Source organism: Myxococcus sp. CA033 (genome assembly GCF_013336625.1).
Lineage (GTDB): Bacteria > Myxococcota > Myxococcia > Myxococcales > Myxococcaceae > Myxococcus > Myxococcus llanfairpwllgwyngyllgogerychwyrndrobwllllantysiliogogogochensis.
In genome coordinates this window covers 95,329-114,329 of sequence record NZ_JABUMU010000014.1, presented here as the reverse complement: position 1 = coordinate 114,329, position 19,001 = coordinate 95,329, and the positions used below count along the sequence as shown (strand labels likewise).

Annotated in this window: 14 protein-coding genes; 12 read left to right on the top strand and 2 right to left on the bottom strand. The window is 68.7% G+C overall.

Features of this window, described 5'->3' with window-relative positions; all coding sequences use genetic code 11:
- The first annotated feature begins 56 nt into the window (after window positions 1-56).
- From HUA78_RS28145 to HUA78_RS28135, 3 genes are all read left to right on the top strand, one after another.
- Entirely contained in the window at window positions 57-341 is a 285-nt protein-coding gene (locus HUA78_RS28145) for a hypothetical protein (protein ID WP_174457661.1), read from the top strand.
- A gap of 150 nt (window positions 342-491) precedes the next feature.
- A complete protein-coding gene (locus HUA78_RS28140) occupies window positions 492-1,886 on the top strand; it encodes an ammonium transporter (RefSeq protein WP_174463147.1) in 1,395 nt (464 codons plus the stop codon).
- A 205-nt stretch (window positions 1,887-2,091) separates the two neighbouring features.
- Window positions 2,092-4,632, top strand: a complete 2,541-nt coding sequence (locus tag HUA78_RS28135) for a hypothetical protein (protein ID WP_174477554.1) — start codon at window positions 2,092-2,094, stop codon at window positions 4,630-4,632.
- A gap of 5 nt (window positions 4,633-4,637) precedes the next feature.
- Here the strand turns inward: HUA78_RS28135 and HUA78_RS28130 are convergent, their stop codons facing one another.
- A complete protein-coding gene (locus HUA78_RS28130) occupies window positions 4,638-6,086 on the bottom strand; it encodes a hypothetical protein (protein WP_174477553.1) in 1,449 nt (482 codons plus the stop codon).
- A gap of 160 nt (window positions 6,087-6,246) precedes the next feature.
- Here HUA78_RS28130 and HUA78_RS28125 point away from each other — a divergent pair, with 160 nt between their 5' ends.
- Window positions 6,247-7,281, top strand: a complete 1,035-nt coding sequence (locus HUA78_RS28125) for a hypothetical protein (RefSeq protein WP_174466234.1) — start codon at window positions 6,247-6,249, stop codon at window positions 7,279-7,281.
- A gap of 1 nt (window position 7,282) precedes the next feature.
- Here the strand turns inward: HUA78_RS28125 and HUA78_RS28120 are convergent, their stop codons facing one another.
- Entirely contained in the window at window positions 7,283-7,960 is a 678-nt protein-coding gene (locus tag HUA78_RS28120) for a GNAT family N-acetyltransferase (RefSeq protein WP_141646738.1), read from the bottom strand.
- A gap of 162 nt (window positions 7,961-8,122) precedes the next feature.
- Here HUA78_RS28120 and HUA78_RS28115 point away from each other — a divergent pair, with 162 nt between their 5' ends.
- From HUA78_RS28115 to HUA78_RS28080, 8 genes are all read left to right on the top strand, one after another.
- Complete coding sequence (locus HUA78_RS28115) at window positions 8,123-10,141, top strand: serine/threonine-protein kinase (RefSeq protein ID WP_174477552.1); 2,019 nt, start codon at window positions 8,123-8,125, stop codon at window positions 10,139-10,141.
- Between the two features lie 42 nt (window positions 10,142-10,183).
- Window positions 10,184-11,005 (top strand): hypothetical protein, encoded by an 822-nt coding sequence (locus HUA78_RS28110; protein ID WP_371745675.1) that lies wholly within the window; start codon window positions 10,184-10,186, stop codon window positions 11,003-11,005.
- Between the two features lie 16 nt (window positions 11,006-11,021).
- Complete coding sequence (locus tag HUA78_RS28105; protein WP_174457668.1) at window positions 11,022-11,843, top strand: hypothetical protein; 822 nt, start codon at window positions 11,022-11,024, stop codon at window positions 11,841-11,843.
- A 151-nt stretch (window positions 11,844-11,994) separates the two neighbouring features.
- The gene (locus HUA78_RS28100; protein ID WP_174477550.1) at window positions 11,995-12,462 is read left to right on the top strand and encodes a nucleoside deaminase; all 468 of its coding nucleotides are present in this window, start codon (window positions 11,995-11,997) and stop codon (window positions 12,460-12,462) included.
- Between the two features lie 60 nt (window positions 12,463-12,522).
- Complete coding sequence (locus HUA78_RS28095) at window positions 12,523-13,839, top strand: hypothetical protein (protein WP_174477549.1); 1,317 nt, start codon at window positions 12,523-12,525, stop codon at window positions 13,837-13,839.
- Window positions 13,840-13,912: 73 nt separating this feature from the next.
- Complete coding sequence (locus HUA78_RS28090; protein WP_174477548.1) at window positions 13,913-14,848, top strand: vWA domain-containing protein; 936 nt, start codon at window positions 13,913-13,915, stop codon at window positions 14,846-14,848.
- Entirely contained in the window at window positions 14,848-15,816 is a 969-nt protein-coding gene (locus HUA78_RS28085) for a vWA domain-containing protein (RefSeq protein WP_174477547.1), read from the top strand. Before HUA78_RS28090 ends, HUA78_RS28085 begins: the two co-directional genes overlap by 1 nt.
- A 25-nt stretch (window positions 15,817-15,841) precedes the next feature.
- Window positions 15,842-18,661, top strand: coding sequence for a heavy metal translocating P-type ATPase (locus HUA78_RS28080; protein ID WP_174477546.1), 2,820 nt, complete (start codon window positions 15,842-15,844; stop codon window positions 18,659-18,661).
- The last annotated feature ends 340 nt before the right edge of the window (window positions 18,662-19,001 follow it).

The window sequence follows — 19,001 nt, the reverse complement described above, 5'->3', positions numbered from 1 at the left end:
AGCGCGCGTCAGGGCCAACGGGTATGACTGCGCCACTTCCTTCAAAGGGGGAGACAATGAAAGCCAGGCTCTCGATAGCCACCCTCGTGGCCGGCCTGCTGGCGTCGTCGGCCGCATGGGCCGCCGTCACCGTGCGCTATTACAACCGCGACTCGCGCGACTACACCTGGACGGCGGTGTGCAGCGGCGTGAAGACCTCCGTCTCGTTCGGCAAGAGCCAGACGGCCTCCGTCACCATCCAGGGCTCGAGGCCCTGCACCATCCAGACAGACGGGGGCAACGTCGTCCTCAAGGGCGGCGAGGACCTGGACATCAAGGGTGGCCGCATCATCGTGAAGTAGATGACCCTACATCCCGCCCAGATTCATGAATTTTAAGCCCAATTCTATCGATTTTTAGCTGTATCCGACGGGATTTAAGACTCCGGTCCGTTGAATCTGGCCCACGCCGGCCTCATACTGCATTGCGTCAGTCTTCCTTGGGGTGACGCGATGAAGAAGTGGTTGGCACTGGCCCTGCTGGTGGGAGTGGGCGTGGCGGGCATGTTGGTGACGCCGGCGGCGCAGGTGAAGCAAGGGGGGCCCATCAACCCAGCGGACACGGCGTGGATTCTCACCGCGACGGCGCTGGTGCTGTTGATGACGCCGGGCCTGTCCTTCTTCTACGGCGGCATGGTGCGGCTGAAGAACGTCGTGTCCACGCTGCTGCAGAGCTACATCGCCATGGCGGTCATCAGCCTGCTCTGGGTGGTGGTGGGCTTCAGCCTCTGCTTCGGCGACAGCATCCACGGCATCATCGGCGACCCGCGCACCTTCTTCATGTTCAGCGGCGTCGGTGGAGAGACGCACCCGGACCTGGCGCCCACGATTCCCCTGATGCTGTTCGCGCTGTTCCAGCTCAAGTTCGCCATCATCACCCCGGCGCTCATCACTGGCGCCTTCGCGGAGCGGGTGCGCTTCAAGGCGTACGTGCTCTTCATGGTGCTCTTCACGCTGGTCATCTACGCGCCGCTGGCGCACTGGACGTGGCACCCGAAGGGCTTCCTGCGTGAGTGGGGAGTGCTGGACTTCGCGGGCGGCACGGTGGTGCACATGTCCGCGGGCTTCGCGGCGCTGGCGGGCGCGCTGGTGCTGGGCCGCCGGCAGGTCCATCTGGAGAACGCGTCGCACACGCCGGCGAATCTGCCCTTCGTGATGTTGGGCACGGGCATGTTGTGGTTCGGCTGGTTCGGCTTCAACGCGGGCTCGGCGCTGTCGGCCTCGTCGCTGGCGACGCTGGCCTTCGCCACCACGAACACGGCGTCCGCGGCGGCGATGCTGGGCTGGATTGCCTTCGACTGGCTGCGCGGCCGCAAGCCGAGCGCCATGGGCGCGTGCGTGGGCGCGGTGGTGGGCCTGGTCGCGGTGACGCCTGCCGCAGGCTTCATCACCGTGGGGCAGAGCATCATGGTGGGCCTGGTCGCAAGCTTCGTGAGCAACGCGGCGGTGCACCTCAAGAGCCGCACGTCCATCGACGACACGCTGGACGTCTTCCCCTGTCACGGCCTGGGTGGCGTGGTGGGCATGGTGCTCACCGGCGTGCTGGCCAAGGATGTGGGGCTGCTCTACGGCGAGACGAAGACGTTCTTCATGCACATGCTGGCGCTCGCGCTGGTGTCTGCCTTCTCCTTCATCGGCTCCTACCTGCTCTACAAGCTGGTGGACCGCATCGTGCCCCTGCGCGTCACCCGCGAGGCGGAGGAGCAGGGCCTGGATTTGAGCCAGCACGGCGAGACGATGGGCGAGTCGACCATCGCCCCCGCGCCGCGCGCCGCCCCGAGCGAAGCGCCGTCCGCGCCTCCGGCGACCGCGACGACGCAGGGCTCCACGGAGCCGCTGCCCGCTTGAGCGGAGCAAGCGCGCGAGCCCGCGCGCCGCGACTGTTGACCACCGGGTGCGTGGGGGTGAGTGCCTCCCCTTCGCACCCGGGTATCCGTACGGTGTCCGACGCTCCCGGCACATCCCCGGGGATTGCGCGCGGGCGCGCCTCCTAGGCTCCCCTCATCGCGAGCGCCCACGTGAGGCACTGCGCCGCGAGTCCCGGGGGGACACCATGCGCCACGGTATCGCGGTCCATGCCGCACAGGCCCTGCTGCTCGTGGGTCTGCTGACGCATCCGAGCGACGCTCGGGCCTCCGGGCCGCCGACGCGCGAGGAGTACTTCCGCTACGTGCCCCTGGCCTACCCGCGCATCGTCCGGCAGACGACGGCCAGCGAGGCGCTCTCGCTCTACGGCGACACGGCGGACCCGTCCTACCGCGACGAGACGCCGCGCGACGGCATGGACGACAACCGGTTCCGGGTGCTGCAGGCGCTGGCGGTGCGCTTCGCGCCCATCCTGGTGAAGAACACGTACACCTTTCCCATGGACCACAAGGCCTTCCGAGATTTGCCCGGCGGCCTGTTGTTGAACCTGGACACGTGGGATTTGGCGAAGCCGGGCTCGGTGTTGATGCGCAGCGACTCCATCAACTTCTCCTCACTCGGCCATCCCTGTCCCGAGGACGGCGCACCCGAAGTCGCGCTCCAGACGGAGCAGTCCGGACGGGATGCGCGCGACGACTGCCGCCTCATCGCGCTGCTGCGGGAGTTCCACCCGGACCACCCCACCATTCCCCGCCTGCGACAGGACGCGGTGGCCGCCGAGCAGGCGCCCTTCACCGTGATGTACTTCGACTTCCCGGGCTTCAACCCCTCGACGTGGCATGAGGCGTACGCGAGCCCCACGCCGGATGAGATTGCGCGCCGCTACCAGGGCACGGAGAAGGTCTACGCGCATCCGTTCCTCTCGGAGGTGCGCGACGCGAAGCACGGCCTGCGCGGCTACGAGCTGCTCATCCAGTACTGGTTCTTCTATCCCTTCAACGCCGGGGGCAACAATCACGAGGGCGACTGGGAGCACGTGAGCGCCGTCATCTCGCCGCTGTCCGCCGTGGAGCGCCCGCTCACCGAGGACGAAATGCGGCGCATCCTCGCGGGCGGCTGGGCCGCCGACGGCCCGGACCCCCTGGTCCTCAAGCGCACTGAGTACTTCTTCCACCGCAACTCCATGGTCTTCGACTTCGCGAGCCCCAACGCGTACCTGCCGCGCAAGCAGTGGGAGGAGCTGGTGGACCTGCGGGGCGAGGACCGACCCGGCGAGAAGAAGCTGCTGGCGCGGGTGCGCAGCTACGTCTGGGCGGACGAGAAGGAGACCCGCATCAACACGCACCCCATCGGGTACATCGGCGCGGACTCGAAGGGCCTGGAGCAGTTGCTCGCCTCCCCCGGCCCGCACGCTCGCGAGTCACACGCCACGTATCCGCTGCCCGGCGTCTTCAAGGACGTAGGCCCCGCGGGTTCCACGGAAGCGGTGCCCAAGCACTTCGACCACCAGGAGTACCTGTCGGACCCGAAGCGGCCGCTGCCCGAGGATGTGGTGCGCTACGACATGGCGGAGCGCATCGACCTGGTGCCGGACTGGGAGCGCGTCTACGACCTGGCCATCGACGACCCGTCGGTGCGCCGCGAGTGGTCCTGGCTCATCCTGCCGCTGCGCTGGGGCTACCCCTCCGCCGCCTCGCCACTGGCGGGCATCGTCGCGCACTCGGACATGGGCAACCTGTCCATCACCGGCCCCGCCTTCAGCGAGGGTTGGAACCGGCCCGCGCCCAACGCGGGCTTCATCCGCTACGCGCCCGGAGAGCTGCCCTGGTTCTTCCCCCTGGACGTGCAGGACAACTTCTCCAACAACCTGGGCTTCCTCAACGGCCCGGTGGCCATCCTCATCAGCCTGCCGCCGTTCGACTTCCTCTACCGGGTGGTGGGCCTGCCCATCCGCGCGCTGGTGGAGAAACACGAGCCCGTCTACACGCCACAGAAACAACTGCCCCGGCGACGCGCGAGCGTGGAGGCGGGCATCAGCATCGGGCTGCTCGACGAGGACTTCGCCGCGCTGCTGCTCAATGACCGGCAGCTCGCCGAGTGGGGGCCGCAGTTGCTCGCGCTGGACCCGACCATCAGTGAGCAGCCGTCCCGGTTCATCCAGCCGGTGGTGGACACGGCCATCTCCCCCACGCTGAAGGTGAGCTTCTATCTGGGGGACCGCTTCACGTCGGAGAACACGCTGCTGCACTCGCGCAGCGACGTGGGCATCGACGTGCCACTCGCGGGTGAGGAGACCCTGTTCCGGCTCCGCGCGAAGCTGAACCTGTGGGAGTACGCGGGCAGCATCCGCTACAACATCCTGCCCGGCGGCTTCCAGCCGTACGTCAAGGTCGGCTACGGACTGACGTGGTATCGGCTGGAGGAAGGCAACATCAACGGCGTGGGGATGGCCAATCCCAACTCGTACTGGATTCGCCTGCCCGGCTTCTTCCGCAACCTGTGGCCCAACACGCTGCACCTGGGCACGGGTCTGGACGTCATCCTCGTGAGGGGCTTCTTCCCCGGGCTGCGCGGCCTCGATGGCGGCCTGCGCGCCGGCTACGTGCTCTCCCGTCACGAGCTGGGCATCCGGGACCTCACCACGCCAGGCTCACTGGAGGGCGCGGTCAGCGAGCCCGTACACGTCTACCGCAACACCTTCGAGCTGCTCGGCACGCTGAGCTTCTGACGGCGCTACCGGGCCCCGCCCTCGTCCACCATGGGCACCTCCAGGTCCGACCTGGGTCGCGCCTCGTCCTCTTCCCGCTCACCACCGCCGAGGCCCAGGGTGAGGCCGACGACGAGCGTGGCGTGGAAGACGTGAATCGCCTGCGACTCGCTCGGAGGCGGCAGGCCCGTCAGCGCGAGCAGGTCGGAGAAGCGCCGCGTCGTCTGACGGCCCCACGCCAGGTCCGTGCCCACGGTGACGCGCGAGTGCCGCACGGGGAAGTAGACGCCTGTGGCCACGTGGTACAGGTCGCTCGTCCCCAGCAGCGTGCTGGTGTTGGGCAGGTCGATGGCGGCGCTGAAGTCCGTGTGGACGCTCAGGTAGACGCGCAGCTTGTCGCCCACGCGGTGCTCCGCGCCCAGCGCCGCGTTGACCACCGGCTCCAGGCCATAGAAGACGTCGCTGCTCAGCACGCGCTCGGGGCCCTCCACGGGGATGGGGTCGCTGTCGAGGATGCGGAACACCGGCACGCGCGCGAAGACCTCCACCGCCGCATGCAAGGTGGTGCCACCGAGCACCCGACTGCCGCCGAGCCCCACGGACAGCGGACTGCGAAAGCGCGCGGGCGTGCCTGGTTGGAAGTTGGAGACCCGCGCGGGCCCCTCCAGGGGCAGGCCCTGCTGACTCAGCGCGCGCTCGAGCCCGACCTCACCGGTGCCGTAGATGCCGAGACTGGGCGTCGTCACCGTCAGGCCCATCGCCCACCGCTCCTCCTGGTAGCTCACGCCGATTTTCGCCAGCAGGCGCAGGTGCTGGAGTCGATAGGTTCGGCTCACCGTCGCGAGCAGCTCGCGCCCGTCATCGCCGGACCCCTGGGAGATGGCCAGGAAGTCCGCGTGCTGCTGCCGGCCCGCGAGGAACGGGGTGATGCCCACGCCCAGGGACTTGCTCAGCGGATACGCCCAGCTCACGCCGGCCCACAGCTCCTTCACGCCGTGCTCCAGCCGCACGTCGGAGGACAACTGCGAGAGGCCTTGAACTCCGACGAGGTCGGTGCCGGTGAAGTCCTCCCGCCGCGTCAGCAGCGTCTCGAAGCCCTGCCGGGTGAGGAGCGCATAACCCATGCGCGCGCGGCCCAGCCCGTGGAAGCGCAGCGGGCCCGCGATGAAGGCGGGCAGCGCGTCGAAGCGCGAAGTCGTCAGGTCCTTCCCCGGCCCCAGGCCGTTGACGAGCGACAGGCGTGAGAACTCGAAGACGCTGCCCGTCAGCTCCAGCTCCAGCGTGCCCACCAGCACGAGGGCGCCGGGGTTGTAATAGACGGCGCTGATGTCCGCGGGGTCTCCGAGCAGCGCGCCGCCAAGCAGCCACGCCCGGTTGCCGAACTGACGCGTCCAGTAGTGCGCATCCTGGGCCCACGCGCTCCCCGCGACGAGCCAGGCCACGAGCAGCAGCCATCCGCGCCACGGCGTCCTCATCAGCCCTTGTCCCGGTCCACCCCCGAAGGGGGGCAAGGGGCGCGAGCATGAGGTCCACACCCCGTCCGTCCCATGCGACTCCAGTCGCAACCCCGTGTCGTCCAGCCCCCTTCGCCCTGGGGCCGTGCAATCGAATGCCGGCTCGGACGAAAAGAGGGCCATGAAGACTTCTGGACGACCTGGCACCGCGCTTCCCAGGGCCTTCGCGCTCGCCACCCTGCTCGTGGCGGCCTCCGCCTCCGCGTCCATCATCCGAGGCGTGGGCTACCGTGAGCTCGCCATGAAGGACCCGGTGAACGGCGGGCCCCTGCGGGGCGTGGTGCTCTATCCCTCCACGAAAGCCTCCAAGCCCTTCCCGGTGGACCTGCTCCAGCTCGACGCGGGCAAGGACCTGCCGCCCATCCCCGGACGTCATCCGCTGGTGCTCATCTCGCACGGCCACATGGGCACGCGCTGGGGACACAGCGACCTGGCCTCGGCGCTCGCGCGCAAGGGCTTCGTCGTCGCGTCACTGGACCACGCGGGCAACACGCACAACGACGGCGCCCGCTCGGGCACGGACGAGGTGTTCCTGGGACGCGCGTTGCAGGTGCGCACGCTCCTGGACTCGGTGCTCACGGACGCGGTGATGGGCCCGCTCGTGGACCCATCACGCGTGGGCGCCATGGGCTTCTCGCTGGGCGGCTACACCGTGCTCCTGCTCGGGGGCGCGTCACCGGACTTCGGCAAGCTTGGGCCCTATTGCGAAGACGCCGCGCACGCCAGGAGTGTCCTGTGCACCGAGATGAAGGCGGTGCGCGCGGTCCGCCCCGAGCTGCGCGGCGGCACGCGGGAGCCTCGCATCCGCTCCCTCTTCGTCATGGCGCCCGTGGGCGTCTTCTTCGACGAGGCCGGACTCAAGGACGTGAAGGTGCCCGTCCGGTTGTACGCGGCGGAGCAGGACGAGGTGCTCGACGGGGTCGCCCAGGCCCTCCGCGTTCGCGACGCGCTGCCCCAGCAGCCCGAGTACACACAGGTGCCCAAGGCCGGGCACTTCGTGTTCCTCGCGCCGTGCCGGGCGGAGATGGCGAAGCACACCCCGGAGATTTGCGTGGACCCTCCGGGGGTGGACCGCGTGAAGCTGCACCGCGAACTCAGCCAGGACGCCGTGCGCTTCTTCAGTCGCACGCTGACGCCCCCCGCGAAGTCGCCGTGACTCAGCTTCCCTTCTTCGCCGCGGGAGCGCGGCCCTTGCGCGCGCCACCTCGCGCCGCGGGGGTCTCCGGCATGGGGCCGGTGTTCGGAGAGGTGGCCTCGCCCTCGGTCGCCTTCGGCCGGCGCTTGATGCGACGCGGCGGCAGCAGCTCCGGCTCTCCCGGCACCTTCTGCGCGAGGAAGATGGCGGCGTCGAGCTTGTAGAACGTCCTCGCCCGGTACCACGCCAGCGCGGCCTCGTTGTTCTCCGCCACCTCCAGCACCAGGTGGGTACAGCCGCGCGTGCGGGCCAGATGCTGGAGCTGATCCAGCATGAAGCTGCCCACTCCGCGCCCCTGGTATTCCGGGTGCACCGCGAGCTCCTCCACGAAGAGGGGCCGCATGCCGCGCTTCTCGAACCAGCGGGGGTTCACCCAGTTGTCGTCGCCCGTGGCCTCGAAGGCGCACTCGGAATAGCCGACGATTTCGCCGTCGACCTCATAGAGCAGCTGCTCTATCCACTCGGAGGTGTAGACCTCCATGAAGCGGCGCTTGGAGCGGGGGCGCTGGTATTCCACCGTCTCGCGGTTGACGTCGCGGAAGACGAGCTTGAGGAACTCCCAGGTCCGGTTGAGGTCCCGGCGATGGATGCGGCGGACGCGGACCTCGAGCAAGTCCTTGGGGGGCGCGACTTTCGTCATACAGGCTGCTTCCTTAGCAGGCTGGCGGAAAGCCACCAGGGGTTCTCACCGCTCAAGACAGCCTCCGTCCGGAATCCCGCCTCGGAAAGGTTGCCTCATGGTGGGGTGGGAGGATGGAATGGGGTGGAACACCCCTGAGAATCCCGTGCGAGCCACAGCCCCATGAATCGACCGTCCGACGGTGACCTTTCCATCGATACGGTCCTGCGCAACACCTACAAGGTCCTGTCCATCCTGGGGCGCGGAGGAATGGGCTCGGTGTACCTGGCCCAGCACCTGCGCCTTCCGGGCAAACAGGTCGCGGTGAAGGTGCTGCGCGGTGGAGACCACCTCACCGCCGAAATCTTCGCGCGCTTCCGTCGCGAGGCGGAGATCGCCTCCCGGCTGGGCCACCCCAACATCGTCGAGGTGCTCGACTACGACACGCTGGAGGACGGCACGCCGTTCCTGGTGCTGGAGTTCCTGCGCGGAGAGAGTCTCCAGTCGCGGCTTGAGCGCGGGCGGCTGCCGCTGCACGACGTCTACTCCTTCACGCGGCAGATGGGCTCCGCGCTCCAGGCCGCGCACGGGGCGGGCATCGTCCACCGCGACTTGAAGCCCGCCAACGTCTTCCTCGTGCCCACCGACTCCGGGGGCGTGGTGGGCGAGCGGCTCAAGCTGCTCGACTTCGGCATCTCCAAGGTCCTCGACTCCGGCACGGTGCAGACGCAGGAGGCGATGCTCATCGGCACGCCGCAGTACATGTCGCCCGAGCAGGCTCAGGGCCGCAACCGCGAGATTGACGCCCGCACGGACATCTTCGCGATGGGCTGCATCGTCTACGAGATGATGACCGGCACGCCCGCCTTCGGCGCGGGGGGCATCGCGCAGATGATCTTCCGCGTCGTCTACGAGCCGGCGGCCCCGCTCGCCCCGTTGTGTCCGGAGGCCCCCGCCCACGCCATCGCCGCGGTGGACAAGGCCCTGTCCAAGCGCATCGAGGACCGCTACCCGGACATCGCCTCGTTCGTGGAGGACCTCACCGGCAGCCCCCTGCACACGCTCAGCCCGGCCGCGGGCTCCCACGCCTCGCAGCCCCGTCCCACCGGCTCACCGTCCGGCATCGCCCTGCCCTCCGAGGGCCCGCCGTCGCTGTCCAACACGCTGGCGCCTGGCAGCGTCCGCAAGGGCCCCGACACGGGCCGCATGGGCTTCGAGGACACGATGGCGCCGGGCAGCTCCGGGAGCAGGGGCGTCGTCCAGCCCGCCGCGCCCGCGGGAGCCTTCGCCTCGGGAGGCACCGGGCAGATGGGCATCGTCCATGCCTCGGCGCCGGCGGGGGCCTTCGCCTCGGGAGGCACCGGGCAGATGGGCATCGTCCATGCCTCCGCGCCTCAGGCCGCGCCCTTGATGGACCCTCCGGGGTTGGACCCCACGCTCATCTCCCAGCAGGCGCCGTCCGTGCCGCCGCCCGTCGCGCCCCAGAGCTACATCACGCCGTCCCCCACCGTGCAGCCCGGCTCCGTGCAGCCCACGAGCGCCGCCGTGGTCCACTCCGTGGCCGCGCAGTCCTCGCCGGCGCCAAAGAGCCGTGCGCCGGTGGCCGCGCTCATCGTCGCCGCGCTCGTCGCCGTGGCCGGAGGCGGCTGGTGGTTGACCCGGCCCCAGGTGCCCACGCCGACCGGAGGCACCACGCCTCCGCCAGTGCAGCCCGTCGCCACGGGCACCCAGGCCGCCACGGGGACCCAGGCAGCCACCCCGCCTGTCGTCGCCACGGGCACGCAGGGCACCACGGGCACCCCAGTGGCCCCTCCGCCCAACGGGACGCAGACGGGCACGCCGTCGCCGCAAAACCCTCCTCCGGACGACCCGGCCGGTGTGGCGACGAAGAATCCGCCCCCCTCCACGCGTCCTTCCACCCGACCCGAGCCTTCCGAAAAGCTGTCTGACGAGCTGCGGCAGCTTTTGGCGGATGGGGAGCGTGCTTTAAACGGGGGAGACACCGCGGAGGCCATTCGTCTGGCACGAAGCAGCCAGCGGAGGGAACCCAAGGTCATCCCACTGGCGTCCTACTCGCTGCTCACCCGGGCCTTCTGCCGTCAGGGAGATTTGAGCAACGCCAAGGCCCAGTGGCCCAAGGTCTCCCGGCCGGAGCAGCCCCGGGTCCGGAAGTTTTGCAAGCAGCACGACATCGAGTTCTGACACATGGCGCCGTCCGGATGGGACGGGCCCCTGCCTCATGAGGTGAATCGCTTGAGAAACCTGGTCGCGGTATTCGTCACCACGCTGTTGCTGGGGGCTTCCGCAAGCCTCGCGGCGGCCCCCGTCGAGGCCGGCAAGGTCTATTCCGGCGCCGAGGGCGAGGAAGTGGCCGTCGTCCCCCTCACCCCGCGCTCGTCCAAGAAGTTCATCCTGCGCGTGCAGGGCACGGGCTCCGATATCGACGGCAAGGTGCTGCCCTTCGAGCTCAAGGACTGGAGCACCAACAGCAGCGAGCAGCACAACTACACCACCCAGTGGCGCGGCCGGGGCTACACGGTGCTGTACATGCGCAACTCGAACTACGAGCTGTACGTGCCGGGGCGCGGCAAGGAGATTCGCGTCTCCTTCGACGAGAAGCGCACCAAGGCCCTCAAGTCCGAGGAGGTCTACAAGCAGCACCAGAAGCAGCAGGAGGACGGCACGCTGGAGAAGCTGATGGCGTTCGACCGCAAGGGCGAGATGGCGCGCCACGACAAGGACTACGGCGCCGTGCTCCAGGACATGAACAAGGCCTGCGGCACCTCCGTGGCGGCGAACATCGACTGGAGCACCATCACCGACGACCAGCTCAAGGAGCTGAGCATCAGCGGCTACTGTGAGCCCTCGCTCAGCGTCCTGAAGGAGCTGTGTGACGTCTCCAACGTCGCGAAGCAGACCGTGAAGGAGAAGGTGAAGCAGGTGAGCTGCCGCCTGGGGGCGAGCCTGGAGCCGAAGTTCGACGCCCAGCGCCTCATCTGGACCACCTCGAAGGACGCCTCCAATCAGGAGACGTTCGCCAAGAAGTTCTACAAGACGAACCTTTAGTCCAAGAGACCCTGCGATGAACTTCCAGCGTATCGCCGCCGTGGCGGTGTCCTTCGCCTGTAGCGCGTCCCTGGCATCCGAGACCCTCCAGCCCCCCTGGGGCAAGGAGGAGAACCTGGGCCAGAAGATGATCATGGAGTCCACTTCCATCTGCACCGATGGCAAGGGGCACTACGTCGTCGTGGCTCCCGAGGAGGAGCGCGGCGGAGACCAGCTCTACTACGGTGACGGGAAGACCTTCTTCCTGGTGCCGTCCCTGCCGTTCACCTCCGGGACGAGCTTCCTGGAGCCCCGCTTCTTCAACAAGTCGGCCAACCCCAGCTTCCGTGGCCAGGACTGGCGCGTGGTCTCCGAGGTGGAGCTCGACCGCAAGGCGAAGACGTGCGCCGTGCGGTGCGGCGAGAAGAACATTCCCCTCAACCTCATGGAGGCGGTCCCGGGCGCGGAAATCCTGCGCAAGGCCGCCTACGCCCCCAACCCGCAGCAGTTCGCGCCGTACGCGCTCCTGCGCGACACGAAGGGCAACTACTACTTCGTGGACAAGGGCGCGCGCACCACGGACCAGAAGAACTACCGCGTCTTCATCGGCCCGCGTGGCGCGCTCAAGCCGCAGAAGATGACCAACGTCATCTCCGACTCGGAGGGCGAAATCTTCTCCACCAAGAAGGGCGACCTCCGGCTGGTGCTGGACAAGGCGAAGACGTCCGTCTGGATTGAGAACACGAAGAAGTCGCTCGAGCTGCGCCAGGTGCCCGTCGAGGAGAACCTGCCGCTCATCTACAACGACCTGGGTGTGTACGAGGGCATTCGCCTGGGCACTCCCTGCGACGACCAGTAGTCGCTGAACGTGCCCCGGGGGCTGGATTCGCCTCCAGCTTCCCGGGGACACACGGCGCGGGTCGAGGAGCCGACGTCCGTCCTCCCCGTGGAACCGTGGCGAGGTCCCGGGTGCGTCGTTAGGTTGCCGGCCCCGAACCGGAGGCTGGCCCATGCGTCCCGAAGAAACCCGATTCCTTCAGCAGTCCATCGAAGCGGCACGCCGTGCGAGGGCGCGCGGGGACCAGCCCTTCGGCGCGGTGCTGGTGGACGCCCAGGGCCAGGTGCTGCTGGAGGGCGAGAACACGGTGGCGACGCAGCGGGACTGCACGGGCCACGCGGAGTCCAACCTGATGCGGGACGCCACCAGGCGCTTCACGCCAGAGGTCCTCGCGGGTTGCACGATGTACGCGAGCACGGAGCCGTGTGCCATGTGCGCGGGCGCCATCTTCTGGGGCGGCGTGCGACGGGTGGTGTTCTCCCTGTCGTCCGCGGAGTTCGCGAAGCTGGTGGGCACATCCCGAGGCGGGCTCGCCATGTCGTGCCGGGAGGTCTTCGAGCGGGGCAGCAGCCCCACCGAGGTGGAGGGCCCCATCCCCCTGAAGGAAGCGCGCGACGTCCACGCGGGCGCCTGGGACTGACTCGGGGCCCGTGCCGAGCTTGCGTGGTCCGCGCGGTTGCGGGAGCCTGACGCCGCCGCCGTGAACCTGCCCCGCTACTTCATCCCCCACGCCGCCACGCCGCCGGAGCCCGTCCAGTCGGACGCCTCCGAAATCGCGCACGTGGTGGACGCCTTCCGACTGGACTCGAACCACGCCCTGGAGCCGGAGTGGCTGGTGGGCCTGGACGCGCTGGGCGGGGTACACGTCGTTCCCGCGAGCGAGCGAGGCCGCCTGCCCGCTTCCGCGCTCGCGCAGCTCACGCACCACGAAGTCGCCTCCGGACGCACGCCTCGGCGCATCGCCGCGCCGGAGCTGTTCTTCTTCTCCGTGGAGCTCGTCGAGCACCCCGCCGACGCCGAGGGCTTCAACGACCCCGTGTACCTCTACGGGCACCTGTCCGGCCCGTGGCCGGGCACATCACCCCAGCGAGTGCCGGGACAGCTCACGGTGACTCGAGGAGACGTGCTCGCGGGGCTGACGCAGGGCGCGGCCGACGCGTTCCACTACGCGCAGACGATGGAGAGCGCCGCCGCGCCGCGCGGCTACGTGGCGCTCCTGCCGGGAGACCGGCCGGACGTCATCGCCCAGGGCCAGGGGCTGGTGCTCGCGTGGCCCTCGGTGCCTCCGGAGCTCCAGATGGGCAATGCCTCCAACGGCCCCATGGTGGCGCGAATGCTTCACGATGTTCTCACCCAGCTTCAGGAAGATGCCGGAGCGAATCGTGGACCGGAGGCGCTGGCCCGGATGGAGCTGCCCGTGCCCAGCCGCGCCATGGCCATCGCCGAGCTGGAGCTGCGCGGCTACGAGGTGAAGGGTGACGTGGCCATCCTGCGCCGTCAGCACCCGGGCCTGCTCACGCGCATGGCGGAGTGGCTGCGCGCGGAGAAGGTGAAGATTCCGCTGGAGGCCGCGACACCCGCGTTCCTGGAGCTGGCCCGTCAGGCCCTGGCCGCGCTGCCAGGCTGGCCCACGGAAGCGGAGCGCGCGCTTCGCTCACGGGTCCGCTCGGGAGGTGGCTCGCCCCCGGTGTCGGCGCCGCGAGTGACGAGCCCCGTGCCCCAGCGTCCCCTGCCCCCGCGCGCGCCGCCCAAGCCCCCGCGCCCGAGCGACTGGATGCAGGACTTCCTGAACGCGCACGCGGCGGCGCATCCGGAGGCGGCGAAGCCTCGACTCACGCAGGCGAAGCCAGCGGCGCCTCCGCCTGCCGCGAAGCCGGGCACGCCCTCCTGGATGGAGGACTTTGGAGCGAAGCCACGCCCGGCGGCTCCCTCTCCTGGCACTCGGCGTGAGCCGTCCGCCCCCTCGGCGTCCGTGCCCTCGAAGAAGCCCGACTGGATGTCCGACTTCGAGGACTGAGGGCGCCTCGCGCGAGGGCGTGGAACCCCGCCGGAAGGTGATAGCCTCGGCCCCCAACCTGGCAGGGGGAACGATGGGTCACGAGAAGCCGGTCGAGCCGTTTTCGGATCTTCACGTCGAGGAGGGGAAGGTACGTGCGGTGTTGCTGCACGACCCCACCGTCGAGGGCCTGGACGTCGCCATCTACATGGACGCGTCCGGCAGCATGCAGGAGGAGTACAAGTACGAACGTCCCAACCGCTCCTTCCTGGAGTGGCTGCGCGGCGCGCCCCTGAAGGACCCCGCCAACCAGGTGGAGCCGCAGGTGCAGTGGATGCTGGAGTACCTGGCCACCAAGGACCGCAACGGCATGCTCCGCGTCGCCTACTGGGCCAGCGGCGCTTCCGGCAAGGACGTCGAGGTGGTGGGCGAGCTCAAGGGCGTGGACGTCAAGCAGTACAGGTTCCCCGGCGCGAAGAAGCTGGGCAGCCACACCTTCCTGGCTCCGGCGCTGAAGGACTACGTGCGCTACCTCAAGGAGCAGGTGCCGCAGGGCGCTCGCCGCGGCTGCGCGGTCATCGTCACCGACGGACAACTGCATGACGCCGACGAGGTGGAGGCGTTCTCCGCGAGGGTGGCGAAGGACATCGCGGCGGGACGGCTGCCCCGGCTGAACTTCGTGCTCGTCGGCGTGGGTGATGCCATCGACGAGGAGCAGCTCGAGAAGATTGCCCACATGGAGTACCCGGGCGTGGGGCACCTGTGGTGCCACCGCATCGCGAAGGAAATCAACCAGGTCGCTGAGTTGGTGGCGGTGCTGGTGGACGAGAACATGACGGTGGCCGCCGGTGGCACCATCTACGACGACAAGGGCAAGGTGCTGAAGACGTACGAGGGCCGCCTGCCCGCGGTGCTGGAGTTCGACGTGCCCGAGGGCGCGGAGAGCTTCACCCTGGAGGTGAACGGCCAGCGCTTCACCCAGCCGCTGCCGGATGAGGACCACCACGAGGAAGACGAGGACCATCACTGATGGCTGGCCACGAAGTCATCGTGCGTCCGTTCTCGGACGTACATCGGATGGGGAACAAGGTGGTGGCCACGCTGCTGCATGACCCCACGGTGGAGGGGCTGGACGTGGCCCTCTACATGGATGGCTCGGCGAGCATGGAGGACGAGTACGGTCCTCGCGGTGTGCTGGCCAAGCTGGCGCCGGTGAAGAACCTGGTCGAGCCGCAGATGCGGTGGATGCTGGAGTACCTGGCCAGCAAGGACCGCGACGGGCAGGTGCGCGTGGCGTACTGGGCCACCGGGGATGGCAGCCAGTTGGAGGAAGTAGGGCTGCTGTCGGCGGTGCAGGCCAAGGACTTCCGCTTCCCGGGACCGAGGGCCTACGGCAAGGCCACGGTGATGCTGCCGGTGCTGCGCGACTTCGTGGCGCACATGAAGCAGCAGGTGCAGACGGGCGCGCGGCGCGGGCTGGCGGTCATCATCACCGACTCGCAGTTGTCGGACGGCAACGACGTGCGGGCCTACGCGACGCAGGTGGCGAAGGAAATCGCGGCGGGCCGGCTGCCTCGGATGAGCTTCGTCTTCGTCGGCGTGGGCGACCAGGTGGACGAGGAGCAGATGGAGGAGATCTCCCACGAGACGTATCCGGGCGTGGGCCACCTGTGGTGCCACCGCATCGCCGACCGCATGGAGGAGATGGCGGAGCTGGTGGCGGTGCTGGTGGACGAGACGATGACGGTGGCCGCCGGTGGCACTGTCTACGACGAGCAGGGAAAGACGCTGAAGTCGTACGAGGGTCGGCTCCCCGCGGTGCTGGAGTTCGACGTTCCTCCGGAGTGCAAGGCGTTCACCCTGGAAGTCGCCGGGCAGCGCTTCACGCAGCCGATTCCCGAGGAGCATGAGGACGAGGACCACCACGAGGAGGAGGCCGAGCCCGTGCGTGCTCCGACTCCCGCTCCCGCCCGCAAGCACGGCGGACACCGCCACTAGGTTTCAGCTTCAGGAAGAAGACGCCATGTCCGAGCAGAAGAAGACCGATGCCCAGGCCGACCACGTCCACGGACCGGACTGCAAGCATGACCACGGACATGGCCACGGGCCGTCCCTCGCGGCGATGAAGCCGGCCGCCGCGAAGCCCGTGCTGAAGGGATTGAAGATCATCGGCCCCAAGCGCGAGGAGAAGCACGTCCACGGGCCGGGGTGTACGCATGACCACGCCGCGCACGGTGGCGACGCGCATCAGCACGGGAATGACCACACGCACGGTGCCGATGCGCATCAGCACGGTCCAGGGTGCTCACACGACCACGGTCAGGCCGCCGCGCATGAGCACGGAGCCGGGTGCGACCACGACCACGGCGACCACGGGCATCACCACCACCACCCAAAGCCGAAGCGAGTACGACCACCGGGCTACCGCTCGGCGGAAGGCGGAGGAGTCGCGCTCCAGCTCGACCTGGAGGACGCGCTACCGGGCGAGACGGATGACGCGGGCCGCTTCCAGAAGTTGGAAGCCGCGCTCGAGGCGCACCACGGCGTCATCGACGTGCACCTGCGCCGGGACCAGGGCTACGCGGAGGTCTGCCTCCACTACAACCCCGGACTGGTGAACGCGGCGGCGCTGCTCGCGACGGTGAAGCGCACGGGTGAGCAGGTGGCGAAGCGGTACAAGAGCCACACGTGGTTCGTGCGAGGGATGAGTTCAGCCGACTCGGCGACGGCCATCGAGCACGGGCTCGGAAAGTTCCCGGGCGTGCTGTCCGCGAACGTGGCGTATGCCAGTGAGCGACTCGTCGTGGAGTACGACAGCGAGGACATCTCGCTGAAGGGCATCGAGACCGGGGCGAAGAAGCTCGGATACACGCTGGAGGTGCCGAGCCACGGCCATGCGTGTTCGCACCATGCGCACGGAGGCGGCCTGGCGCCGCTCCTGGAGATGCCGCTGGTGGTGGCCTCGGGGGTGCTGCTCGTCGCGGGGTGGCTGATGGAGCGCTTCGCGCCCGTGCCCGCATTGGTACCCACCATCGTGTGGGCGCTGTCCATCCTGAGTGGCGGGTTCTTCGCCATCCGGGGTTCGGTGAAGTCGCTGCTCCAACTGCGCATCGACATCGAGACGATGATGGTGGTGGCCGCGCTGGGAGCGGCGGTGCTGGGTTCCTGGTTCGAGGGAGCATTCCTCCTCTTCCTGTTCAGCGCGGGTCACGCGCTGGAGCACAGGGCAATGGACCGTGCGAGGCGCTCCATCGAGTCGCTCGGTGCGCTGCGGCCCGAGGTGGCCCGGGTGCGCCGGGGTGGCGAGCTGGTGGAAGTGCCCGTCGCGCAGGTGCTCCGTGGCGACCGCGTGGTCGTCCGTCCGGGAGACCGCGTTCCGCTGGACGGCATCATCCGCGAGGGAAAGAGTTCGCTGGAGCAGGCCGCCATCACTGGCGAGTCCATGCCCGTCCCGAAGAAGCCGGGCGACGAGGTGTTCTCCGGAACGGTCAACTGCGAGGCGCTGCTGGAGGTGGAAGTCACGCGACTCTCCTCTGAGTCAGTGCTCGCGCGCGTGGTGGACATGGTGGCCGAGGCCGAGGCCCAGAAGGGTCCGAACCAGCGCTTCGCGCAGCGGCTGGAGCGCACGTTCGCGCCATTGGTGATGATTGGCGCGGTGGTGTTCCCCGTGGTGCTCGTGTTGATGGGGATGCCGCTCAAGGAGGCGATTCTGCGCGCGGTGTCCCTGCTCGTTGCCGCGTCTCCGTGTGCGCTGGCCATCTCCACGCCGTCGGCCGTGTTGTCCGCCGTGGCGGCGGCGGCGCGAGGTGGAGTGCTCATCAAGGGCGGCATCTACCTGGAGCTGCTCGGGAAGGTAAATGCCATGGCCTTCGACAAGACGGGCACGCTCACGGTGGGCAAGCCGAAGCTGCTGAGCACGGCGCCGGTGCAGGGCGTGACGGACGAAGAGTTGCTCGGGACGGCGGCGGCGGTGGAAGCGCTCTCGGCGCATCCGTTGGCGCACGCCGTGGTGGAGGCCGCGTCAGCGAGGGGCATCCAGGCCCCGGCCGGAAGCGACATGGAAGCCATCCACGGCAAGGGTCTGCGCGCGAAGGTAGGTGACGCGCTGGTGGACGTGGGCAGCCTGGCGTTGTTCGAAGGAGACACTGTTCCCGCCGACATCAAGGCGCAGGTGGACCGGCTGGAGGAGGCGGGACAGACGACGATGGTGGTGCGCAAGGCAGGGCGCTACCTCGGAGTGCTTGGGGTTGCGGACACCGTGCGCGCGGGAGCACGGCATGTCATCGAGACGCTCAAGCAGCAGGGCATCACCCGGACGGTGATGCTGTCTGGAGACAATGCGCGGGTGGCGAAGTCCATCGCCGCGCAGGTGGGGCTCGACGAAGCGCGAGCGCCGATGATGCCCGCTGACAAGGTGACAGCGGTCCGGGAGATGGGGCGGCAGGGCTCGGTGGCCATGGTGGGCGACGGAGTCAACGACGCGCCCGCGCTGGCGGCAGCGGCGGTGGGCGTGGCGATGGGTGGAGCGGGCTCGGACGCGGCGCTGGAGACGGCGGATGTGGTGCTGATGAGCGATGACCTGTCCCGTCTGCCCTTCGCATTGGGACTGGCGCGTCAAGCCACGGCGGTGATGAAGCAGAACCTGGTCATCGCGCTGGGCATTAGCGCCGTGCTCATCATCGCGACCCTCTTCGGCTTGACGCAGATCAGCCACGCGGTGGTGTTGCACGAAGGAAGCACGCTGCTCGTCGTCGCCAACGGCCTGCGACTGCTCGCCGTCAGGCCCAAGGTGATGGGCTCAACGCCCTTGCCTTCGATGGGAATCCAGCCCGCGCCCCAGTGAGCCAAAGGAGGCTGGACCCTATCCAGCCTCCTCCGTTCACGATGGCAGTGACTGAAAGCGACCCGCAGGACTCCGGCGATACGGAGCAACAGGCGCACATCCACTACGGAGAGCAACTGCACGGCTTCTTGTTCCTCAGGTACTCAAGGTACTCGTCGCCAGCCTCTCGGATATCCGGATCGTTGTGCGCAGCCGCTTTTGTTGCCAGGTCCGACGTCATGTCTCGGGAACTGGGCTTGAACCACCTCGGTGGCAACTTCACCACATCTCGGACGCCCGAGGATGCGGGTGACGCTCACTCAGCGGTGCTCGGATGCAACCTGGCATGTAGAGACTGCCA